This window comes from Fulvivirga kasyanovii (genome assembly GCF_009711405.1).
Classification (GTDB): domain Bacteria; phylum Bacteroidota; class Bacteroidia; order Cytophagales; family Cyclobacteriaceae; genus Fulvivirga; species Fulvivirga kasyanovii.
The window spans coordinates 1093-12613 of record NZ_SMLW01000543.1 but is presented as its reverse complement, the minus strand read 5'-3'; the positions used below and the strand labels follow the sequence as shown (position 1 = coordinate 12613).

The 11521-nt window shown below is 40.2% G+C and carries 5 protein-coding genes; all 5 read right to left on the bottom strand.

What is annotated here, in order from left to right; translation table 11 throughout:
- Nucleotides 1–546: 546 nt before the first annotated feature.
- Complete coding sequence (locus tag E1163_RS12795) at nucleotides 547–5070, bottom strand: chemotaxis protein CheB (protein ID WP_155172304.1); 4524 nt, start codon at nucleotides 5068–5070, stop codon at nucleotides 547–549.
- 406 nt (nucleotides 5071–5476) lie between these two features.
- Nucleotides 5477–6967 (bottom strand): nitrilase-related carbon-nitrogen hydrolase, encoded by a 1491-nt coding sequence (locus tag E1163_RS12790; protein WP_155172300.1) that lies wholly within the window; start codon nucleotides 6965–6967, stop codon nucleotides 5477–5479.
- Nucleotides 6968–7077: 110 nt separating this feature from the next.
- Nucleotides 7078–7830 carry a LytR/AlgR family response regulator transcription factor gene (locus E1163_RS12785; RefSeq protein ID WP_155172296.1) on the bottom strand — a complete coding sequence of 251 codons (753 nt, stop codon included), beginning with the start codon at nucleotides 7828–7830 and terminating at the stop codon, nucleotides 7078–7080.
- Between the two features lie 2 nt (nucleotides 7831–7832).
- On the bottom strand, nucleotides 7833–8897 hold the full coding sequence (locus E1163_RS12780; RefSeq protein ID WP_155172293.1) for a sensor histidine kinase: 1065 nt from the start codon (nucleotides 8895–8897) through the stop codon (nucleotides 7833–7835).
- Between the two features lie 532 nt (nucleotides 8898–9429).
- Complete coding sequence (locus tag E1163_RS12775; RefSeq protein WP_155172290.1) at nucleotides 9430–11085, bottom strand: hypothetical protein; 1656 nt, start codon at nucleotides 11083–11085, stop codon at nucleotides 9430–9432.
- Nucleotides 11086–11521: the final 436 nt, after the last annotated feature.

Genomic DNA, 11521 nt, shown 5'->3' with positions numbered 1-11521 from the left:
CATTATGCTAATGACATACTAGACCGGAAACGTGAATAAATGTTGCAGTTAACTATTTAATATAAATTAAGGATCAAGACTTGAGTATTTTATTATTGTGGCTAATGTCAGGTTAAATGCCTTTGCGTGGCAAAATTACAGTACCTCTTCGTACCAAGCATTGCCATACTAAAATCTAAAAATAGACACTTCATGGCGGATGAGCCAGAAATGCACGGACTTTTCATTCTGCATGCCTCCCAATGCATTTTTAACAATTATTATCGACTGCATCTTTTAGTTATCAGTCCAAAAAGCCTGGATGTGAGATGTGAACTTTATCAAAATTTATTTGGTATGGGCCGAGTTACGGAGATCAGATTCTGGATCTCCCTCAAGTTAGCAATAGGAGCCACCCAAAGTGAAAACCTCGCTCTTGCTCGTTTTTCTTTCTGCTTTGTAGCGGAAAGGGAACAAATATCGACCTTTTTCTTACTAGACTTCACCCTCCCGGGGGAGTGTCATATGTAATATTAGACCATGGCCATTAGGCTGATTCTTGCTTAGTTAGTTACTGTTGTTTTCGATCAATATATAACCTATTTCTTTGGCACTGTAGGGCTTTGATAAGTGCTGATTAAACCCTGCTTCTATAGCTTTTTCCTGCGCTTCTTTATGGCTATAGCCAGATGCAGCGATCAAACAGTTTGTGTATCCACTTTTTCGTAGTGCACTCGCAACTTCGTAACCTGACATATCCGGCAACCCAATATCAACAAATGCCACCGTTGGTTCCTTATCCTGTATCAATTTTACAGCATCTCTCCCATTGTCCGTGGAATACACCTCACACTTATGTTTTTCTAAAATCTTGGAGAAAGTTGCTAAAATATCAGGATTATCATCAACTAAAACAACCACAATACCTTCAGGTATTTCTTTTTGAACCTTATCTTCTTTTGATCGATTCAGTTGGGCACTACGGTTGGCCACATGAAAGCATATTTCAAAAGTAGTGCCATTGCCGGAGCCAGAACTGTTGACTGAAATAGTACCACCATGCAATTCAACAAGGTTTTTGACCAGGGCCAAGCCAATACCAAGACCTGATGCAGCCGTTCCCTCAGGAGTAACCTGGTAAAATGGCTCAAAAATATTGTTCAATTGATCAGGCTGGATACCAAAACCATTATCCGTAACCTTAATACAAACGTATTTGTCTTGCTTCCAGGCTTTCACTTGAATATGACCACCTTCTGGTGTGTACTTGCAGGCATTGCTCAGCAAATTTGAAAAAATCTGTTCCAGGCGTGCAGGGTCTGCATTGATATAAAGATTATTTTCAATATCCAGATCCAGTTTTTGATTTTTTTTGTCACACTGCTTACGTATGGTGAGTAATCTGCTGCTAAATATCTCACTGATATTTACCAGCTCCAATTGTAACCTTATTTTATTGCGGGATACCCTGGATAAATCCAGAAGATCGTCCAAAAGCTTGGTCATGGTATTGATGCTTCTGGACATAGTGTCGATTACATTCTCTGCTTTGGCGATACCGGCTTCCACAATTTCTGCGCTTCCTTTAAGCACAGCAAGGGGATTACGCAATTCATGCCCCAGAATAGCCAGAAACTCATTTTTCCGTTTGTCAGTCTCTTCCAAACGTAATACAGCATCTTTAAGGGAAGCTTCCAGTTCTCGTTGTTCTGTAATATCCGTGTTGGTTCCAAACCAGCGAATAATAGTTCCCTCCTGGTCGGTTATAGGCATAGCCCTAGAGAGGAACCACCGGTAATCTCCTGTAGCACTTCGTAAAGGGAATGTATCTTCCCACTCCTCCTTCAGCTTCAGGTGCTTTTTAAACTTTTCGGTAACACGATCAACATGGTCCGGATGATGAATCTTCTGCCACCCCCAGCCTTTCATGGTATCTAAGGAAGTACCTGTATAGTCATACCACCGTTGGTTGTACCAGAATATGTATCCCGTTTTATCTGTCATCCACGCAAGTTGAGGAATGGCGTTTGCCATACTTCTAAACTGTTCCTCACTATTATAAAGTTTTTCCTGATGTTCTTTAGTCCTTACCGCTGTAGATAACATATTAGCTACTGACACCAGAAAATTAGCGTCATCTATTGTGTATTCTGCATATTTTGTGCTGTGTACTCCCAATACACCGAACGGAGGGTCTGAGTGGTTGATGACACAACTCATGCCACTGACTACCCTATGGTTGATCAGTAGATCGGGGCCAGAAAACCGCTTTTCTTCTGATAATTTTTTGACGATAACCGGCTCATTAGCCAATAAGGTATATCCGGCCTGTGATGTTCTGTCATCGGGGACAGTTGCTTCCCCAACCAAACCTTCCTGCCACCCTACACCAGCTACCATAAGCAGGTTCTGTTGTTCGGGCTGATACTTTAATACTTTGCAATAGTCAGCGTTCAGCACATGTGCAACCTGTCGCACAGCCTGGTGCATCAATTCTTTTGGCTCTGTACCGGTAAGGGCCAGCATTCCCAGTTTTGCCACCACCGATTGCTGTCGCTCTCGCCCCTCTGCCCGTTGTGAAAGGTTTTTGATTTCGGTCACATCCTGAAAGACCAGTACTACTCCCTCAATTTTGCGCTCCTCTGTCCTATATGGTGTTATCTGCCGAATGTACCACCTGCCATCATAGGAGCGCTTCTCCTTTCTTATGGGCTGAAAATTATGCAGTACCCTTTTACATTCCTCTGCAAGATCATCATCAACCAAATCTCTACCTAAAGAGTATATCGGACGACTTATATCCCTGGGACCCATTTTCAAAAGCTGTTCTGCAGCAGGAGTGTACCTTTGAATCTCCAGCTCCGGATTAAGGAATATAGTAGGCAGGTCCGTACTGGCAAAGAAGTTCTCTACATCGTTGTTTGCATTTTGCAACTGCTGTATCTTTTCTTTTAGCTGAGAATTTACCGTACTCAACTCCTCATTTAAGGACCGTAACTCTTCAGAACTGGCTTCAAGCTCTTCATTGGCAGACTGAAGCTCTTCGTTGGTAGAAAGAGCCTCTTCATGTGACGCCTTAAGCTCTTCGGTAGTTGTTTCAAGCTCTTCTATAGTATTCTGAAGCTCTTCCCTAGTTTCAGCAAGTTCCAATTCCAGGTTTTGGCTTACATGCGCTTCATCAGCGCTCGTCAACCCTTCTATATGTTCATCAACCTCATCGAGTTCTTTAAATACTATACCTATAGCCTCTTCCATCAGGTGTTCATCGTCCAAAGGCATCAGTTCAAGGCATATTGTCCTTTTATGATAATTTTTTTTCCCTTCAGAAGAGATGTCACAGTGAAAATTAAGCTTTTCACCACTTTTCTTTACCTTATACAATCCACTGCGCAATCGGGATCGTATTTCCGGAAGTACAAGTTGGGTGATATCATTGCGCGGTTCACCTGCAGGGACAATCAAATATGGCTTTAGCTCCCCATGATAGTAAAGCACATGATTTTCACGATCAACAACTATCATAGGAGGGACTACTGCTTTTAATATTGACTTTCTAATTCTTTCCGACCGTGTAACAGTAACCCGCCCCTTACGCTCTTTAACTGTAACCTGTCGGTCGGAGTTGCTTTTGAGGTGTCCGCCCGAATGTGAAGCTTGATAGCCCCTTTTTTCTTCGTGGCCAGGTATCTTCTTATATATTCGCCATTTTTTTGAAACTGGTTTGAAAAAGTGAGACCTGTTCCCAAAGGATTCGGAGCTACCCAAAAATAAGTAGGAGTCACCCTCCAGTGAAAAATAAAAAGAATCGAGTACCCTTTCCTGCACTTCTTTCTTAAGATAGATCAACAGGTTCCTGCAACTTACAAGATGGATATGGGAGAACGGCGGGTGAGTAGCTACATTTTGAGTTGCAAAAGAAATAAGATCACGAACATGCCCCTTTATCTTGTAGTAATTTTCATACTTTACAAAGTATTTATCCAGAAATTTTTTTGGCACTTCTCCTGCTATACTGGCAGGGTACATACCTTTTCTTGCCGTTTTTATCGCATCTTCATCAATATCTGTAGCAAATATTTTGACATCATTCTTTTTCTTTAGTTTATCCAACACCTCTAGTAATAGAATGGCGATAGAATAAGCTTCTTCACCACTGGCGCACCCCGGAACCCAGACCCGAATATCCTTTTCTGAACTAACTTTATTGATTATTTCAGGCAATACTGTTTCTTCCAATATTTCATAAGCTTCCGGATCCCTGAAAAAGTCAGTGACATTTATAAGTAAGTCTTTCGTTAGTTGCTCCCTTTCCTTTTCATCTTCACGAAGAGTTTGTAGATACTCACTATATTTGATAGTTTCGGTAAGGCTCATGCGCCTGGCAATCCTGCGTTGGATTGTTGCTGGTTTATATTGTCTTAAATCAAATTCTGCATACTCTTTGAGAATCGCGGTGATCTCTTCCAGGTTTTCAACACCCATAGTTCGTTTTTCCTTTCCTTGGCCTTTAAAGGAAAGAGGATGATTGACGTAGCTATCAAGTGTTTTATAGATTTCTTTAATAGAGACTACTTTATCTACAACGTGCGCTTCTATAGCCGATTGAGGCATACTATGGTGCTCAGCGGTATTTGGATCTTGCGCAAGTGACAGGCCTCCGGCAGCTTTAATAGCGCGTAAACCGGCAGTACCGTCACTGCCTGCTCCGGAAAGCACTATTCCGGCACATGCATTTTTACATTCTTTGGCCAGTGAACGGAACAGGTGATCAACAGCTTTTCGGAAACCGTGAGGATGTTCCGGATCTTTCAGTTTGATTTTTTCATCATTAACTTCAAGATAAACGTTAGGTGGGATGACATATATATGGCCGGCTTCTATTGCCTGTCCATTTTGAGCATCATGAACTGACAAGGCTGACTCCTTGCTCAATAGTTCGGTAAGCACACTTTCGTGTGTGGGGTCGAGGTGTTGAACTATTATAAAAGCCATAGGAGTCTCCGGAGGAAAGGTACGGACCAGTTCTTTCAACACCTTTAAGCCTCCGGCAGAGGCACCTATTCCTACCGTCAATTTCAGTTTTTGCATCATATTATGTTTTCTTCAAACAGATTAAGCAGTCAAGATGTTTTACGAAGAAGCACTTATAGAAACCCAACCCTGTTAATAACCCGGGAATTTAAACGCTGCTTGTCAGGTTACATAGATAGCACAAATAATAAAAAATATATTACTTTTCTTATGATTAATTAATTTACTAATAATTCAGTCTTTGCAGCTTTGCAATTCCCAAAATTCAACAGATAAGACACTTTTCTAAATCATCTTACCCCTTTAAGCTAATCAATGCCCTAAATCACTATATGGGCTGCAATGGTGATTTATTTCTCATGGGATTCGGATAAAGATAACTTCCCTCTGAATGTTACTCACAGTCCAATCAGCTAATTGAGCTTATCTATTGGTGCTACTAGCTGTATACCTTCCTATTGAAGGTTTAAAGCGAATGCCTGGATTTTCCAGGAATCCGTTTTTTAAGAGCTACTCCTGTTAAGACAACCATTAGTAAACAAAAAACAATGAAGCTATCTCCGATTACAGCATATATGGTATCAACTCCTTTTGTGGGTAGATGTGTGATAAGCGTTTTATCATTGGCTGTAAAGTGATCCATTTTGCTGATTACTTTTCCTGTATAGTCGGTTCCCACAGACAATCCATGACTAGCTTGACGAATCAAGTTTACACCTTGTTCAACAGCCCTAAACCTGGCCATCTCCGTGTGAATTGGGTCAATTTCTTTCCAATCATTACTGGGTGCTAAAAGAATATCGGCCCCTTCTACTTGCCTTATGTATTCGGGAAAATCCAGATCAAAGCATATGACTCCGGCAATAGTCCCATACGGTGTTACTGCCTTTTGAATTCCTGTAGCCTTATTATTGCTGATCTCCGCTTCAACACCCGGAACGGAGATACCTTTCCAGTAATCAATTACTTTATTTCCGGCAGTATCAAACACAACAAACTTATTTTCAAGATATTTAGCCTTCGTGTGATCGAGTACAGCCACACCCACTCCCAGATATATCTTTTGATCAGAAGCTATCTTACTCGCTTTTCTATATAGATCTTGTTCGTCTTCCTTTAATATAGCACCATTACCCTCAGCCCAAAAGACTATTTTGGCCCCTGCTTTAGCCTCAGCAACACTTCTTTCAAGTAGATGCTGATTTGTTCTTGTTATCTGTCTCTTTGCTTCTATTTTATTTTCATCTCCTTTTTCATCGTCATTTAGACCTTCCAGATAAAAATTAAGTGTATAGTCATCTGATGCTGAAATAGAAGCGATACGGATAGTTTCTGCATTGGATTTCTGAAATGCTATTCTATAACCACCATATATAAATGTCAAACCTAGCACAAGACTATAGGCAAATACTCCCTTTTTGAAGCTTCGCTGATGATGACGTTGCTCATATACCCAATTGGCCACTGCCGCAAACCAAAAGATCAAAAATGTGATATATCCCATTCCGAAAACGGAAATAGATTGTAGTAAAAGGTGCTGTGACTGTTGCGAATAAGCAAAATGACCCCAATTCCCATATTGATTAATCAGATGATAAGCGTATTCTAATAAAACTGCAGAACAAGGAAATATTAATGTACTCAGAAGTGAACCTCTGTTTTTTGAGAAAAAAGAATCAATTAAATAGGGTATAGAGGCAAATACACTAAAAACTGCAGCGATGATAATTGATACAGTAACAGGTAAAAAGGGTACAACATCAAAACCTATATAATAACTAACCCCTAAGGCAAGAAATGCAAACAAGAAGCCTTGCCATCTTTTTAGTTTTCTGACGGTAAAAAGAAGCATGGGCAGGGCCAGCCAAATGGCAAAAAAGACTGCATATTGACCGTTTGAGAGTATAAGTAATAATAGTAATACGGATACGAAGATTGTTTTTTTAAGAGCTTTCATCTTTCTGTTTTTTTAAATTGATATGAGTGCAATATCAATTTGATCTACGCGCTTAGAAAGCTGTTTATGCTGGACTATCGCTAAGGCTGGTTGAATTGTAACAGGCTGTATTACCCGTTCATCCATTTCTTGAAATCGCTGGTTTTTGGCCTGCTTACAATAAACTCCTGATCCTTCGGATTGGTCACAGAAAGTTTCACTCTGTGATTGAAATAAGGTTCTATTTTCAAAACGGAAGATTTAGCAACTATTTGTCCACGATTGATTTTAAAAAATTTTGTATGATCCAGTGTGGCAAAGAGTTCATCTATCGTCTCTTCAATAATAAATCGTTTATTCAGCGTAACACCAAACGTGATGCTATCCTCAGAATAGCAATAGAGTAAGTCGGATATTTTAAGCTGTACAAATCCGTTACCGGATTTAACCAATATGCCCTCTCTTTCAACAGGTACTTGCAAGTCACTGAGTAATTGCTTTAACGTGGCAGTATCTAATGCAGAAGACTTATTCGATTCGAGGAATTTGTCAAGTGCTCCTTTTAAATCATCTTTTTGTATGGGCTTCAGTAAATAGTCGACACTGTTTACCTTGAAAGCCTGAATGGCGTATTGGTCAAAGGCGGTTGTAAAAATAATAGGCGCTTTTACGGTTGTTTTCTGAAAAATTTCGAAGCTTAATCCATCGGCCAGTTGGATGTCCATAAATACCAGATCAGGAGTTTCATTTTGTTGAAACCACAGCACAGCATCTTCAACCGTATCGATGATTTCGAGCAATTCGAAGTTAAAGTCACAGGCTTTCAACATGAGTTGCAATTGGCTAACCGCCCTAATTTCGTCTTCGATGATTAATATTTGCATAGTCATTCTTTAAGCATACTATTGTTCAACAAGGGGAGGGCAACGGAAAATTGACTGCCATCATTCACTATTTCCACTGATCTGTCTGAGATGAGCGTATAGCGCTTTTCAATATTTTTCAACCCCATTTTGGTGGAAGGTAATTGTGTGGATTTTTTTTGGATTTTATTCGCGACCACAATCAAATCATCCACAATTTTAACGTTGATCTCCAGCGGTTTAGCCCTGGAAATCACATTGTGTTTAATGGCATTTTCTAAGAGTAACTGGAGGCTCATCGGTGCAATCAGCTTATGCTCCAAGGCTTCGGGGATGTTCCAATTCAACTGTAGGTTTTCCCCAAATCGTTCTGATTGTACGTGAATATAGGCTTTCGTAAACTTCAGCTCCTCTTTCAAAGAAATCAAATGGGTACTGCCTGATTCCAGTAAAAAGCGATAGATTTCTGATAGTTTGTCGACAAATTGCTTTGCATCCTCTTTGGGGCTTTGGTCTATTATATCTCGCAATGTGTTCAACGAATTGAAGAAAAAGTGGGGTTGTACCTGATTACGAAGGGTGTCAAGTTCGGCTTGTATGATTGCTTGCTTTGCCTGTTCTTCTTCCCTGACTGATTTTTTTAGCAACACAAAGAAATAAATAGCTTCATAAATGGCCATGATCATAGTAGTGAGAAAAACGACTACTAACAATGATCGGGCTCTTTCCTGAAAATCATAGCTGACATGCTCTGAGAGCAGAGAAATGAGGCTTACCCCTAGAAAATCAACTAAAGTCACCGTAATTAAGGTGATGATAAAAAGCAGGGTTATCCGTTTAATACTATCCTTTAAGCTGGGATATATAATTCTTAAACGTATTAAGATGGACCTATTGATCAACCAATCACATGTAGAAAAAAATAAAGCCGCTACAATGGTGAAGGTAAGTTCAATAGTGATGAGATGTACTGCGTCTACATTAAAGACATAGCTTACCGATAAGCCCAAAAGCAAAACACCTATAACAGTGAACCATTTATCATCGAAACCCAGGTATTTTATGCGTTTTTCTTTATTTGTGAACATTCAAATCTCAATTGGTATGCGTACAAGCATATTGCCCGTCTAACTATCGGCAAAATGCAGATTGATTTCCAATTTATGAAAGGACTTTGACCTGAATCATCGTTAATTGGATCTGAATTGTAAAATGTAGCCTTTTAATGTATCTATTCCAGCCAGCTTAATTTCAGCTCAACTGCATTGAGCCTATTGCTAACGCCTGTGCAGCACCTGTAAGCTACACTGGTTTGCATCTTAATCTTGCTGTTAAATGCTTTAGCTTTTTGGTAGACAGCAAGTTTTTCAAAATCGAACATTGTGTTAACAAATTCTATAATGTGAGATGTCCATGCTGATTTTATATATGCTTCCAAGTCACGCTGATGGAATACTTGGAAGAACACTGTCTCAGAGTTCCTTTCAGGAAAGCTTAACGTGCTCAGCCTAAAGGCATTTGATGCAACCAACAGAAAAAAAACTCTGCTCGATATTAAAACAAAGCAAAGGACACTACTAAATGCCTCGTGCCATGGCAAGTTGATAATTTAATTACCGCCTATTTTTGATTCAATTCTAATGTTCCCATAGAACCTATCGGAAAAGTAGCAAACCAAACCCCATCATTACCCGATCCCGTCCATAAGTTATAGAGTTTGTTTTTAAAGACCCATGAAGCCGGGCTGGTATTTTGCATTACTCCCATACCATTAATAAGCTTTAATATAGATCCCTGAGAAAGCCACTTACTCCCATCAGATGCTGTAAACCAAATACCATCGTTAGCTGAGCCATTCCAATAAACACTCAATGCACTATTGAATATACAAACCGCTGGACTCGTAAGGTCCATGACGCCCATACCTCCAATCAATTGGGATATCGATGACTGAGCGGACCAGTTTTGACCATCAAATACTGTAAACCATAGACCATCCTTTCCATATCCATTCCAAATCAAATATAACTTGCCGTTATACTGAATGGCGGCAGGACTTGTCTGTTCCATTACCCCCATATCCTTGATTAAGGATAAAACTGATTGTTGCGACGTCCATTTCTGACCATCGAAGGTGGTAAACCAAATGCAATTACCTGCTCCATTCCAGAAAATATAAAGTTTGTCATTGAACTGAGCAGCACAAGGACTGGAATAACCCATCATGGTCATACCCCCACAAAGATTGGCGACAGATTGCTGCGCTGACCAACTAACACCATCAAATGTTGAAAACCACATGCCATCTCCTGCTGAGCCATTCCAGAAAACCCACAGTTTCTCATCATAATAGGTAACAGAAGGACTTGACTTGGACATCATGCTCATTCCTCCGCATGCTTTGACTAGCGATTGCTGTGAAGACCACTCCTGACCATCAAACTTGGTGAACCATATGCCATCCCCTGCCGAACCGTTCCAGAAAATGTATAATTCATTAAAAAATTCCGCTACTGCCGGACTGGTATCACCCATAATAGACATTCCTCCCGGGATGGAGGTTGACAATGAAATCTGTGATGATGGGAGCGTTTTTTGTGGAGTGCTTTCACAATCACCCGGCAATTTTACTGCATCGAGTATTAACTGAGCGGCATTATCCAGCATCAATACTATTTTACCAATCAGGAAGAGCCCGCCTGAAGCAAATGACGCTGCCAATTGAGCAGCAAGAAAGGCACCATAGATGACCCACTCATACCACGGTGTATTAGATTTGATAGAATCGTAAACAGCTAAGCCTACAGTATGCCAAACCAATGAGATCATGTTAAATAAAGCCCTGGCCTTACTCATATCATCTGAAGCGTTAGCCAGTACCCTGATGGAAACCTGAAACTCATTCATTATCTCCTCGCCTTGCATGGCCCCGAAACAGTCTTTCGTGATTTTATCACAGGCAGAAGAAATACTCAAAACAGACATGAGAAACATTATAGTATCCATCGATACTTTAATTACCTGAGCCGTACAGGCGTCATCCCCTTCTTGTTGCAACTCTAAGGTCTCAATTGGCTGCGGCTGTACCACATATTGTATGGCAAGCATTGGAGAGCCGGTATCCGGCATGGTTCCTTTTTGCAAATGCATTAGAATTTCATCATTATGCTGACTTATATTTTGCTGTTCTTCCGGATGTATTTTTTTGAAATAATCAATAGCAGTTTGAGCTTGAGCTTTACTTAGTCCTGGTCTGGTGGTGGTTGGTGTGGTCATAGTATGATTTTTATGGTAGAATTAAATGCATTAAGTCAGTATGATCACCATAATTGAACAAACAACATAACTCCCTGGCCGCTTCCTTTTTCCAACCTCCTGCTTATCAGAAAATTATGCGTTTTTCTTAAAATTCAGGCCATTTTTACAATGATCAACATTAAATCTAGTGCTGTAAAATCACGATGTCAATACCTAAGGTTGGGTATATTTAGCGACTAGTGTACATAGGTGATTTATAGAACCCAAATACTTAAAAATCAAAAAGCCGATCACTTTTGAGTAATCGGCCTTCGAAATAGTAGTTGCTCAATAGCAAATTCTACTGTGATTAGGGGGGGCCGGATCAAGTTCGGGATGACGCGATAAGTTAAGGTGACACAAACCAAAAAGGCTTGAATCGTTTGATTCAAGCCTTTTATTTGTAGCCCCTCGC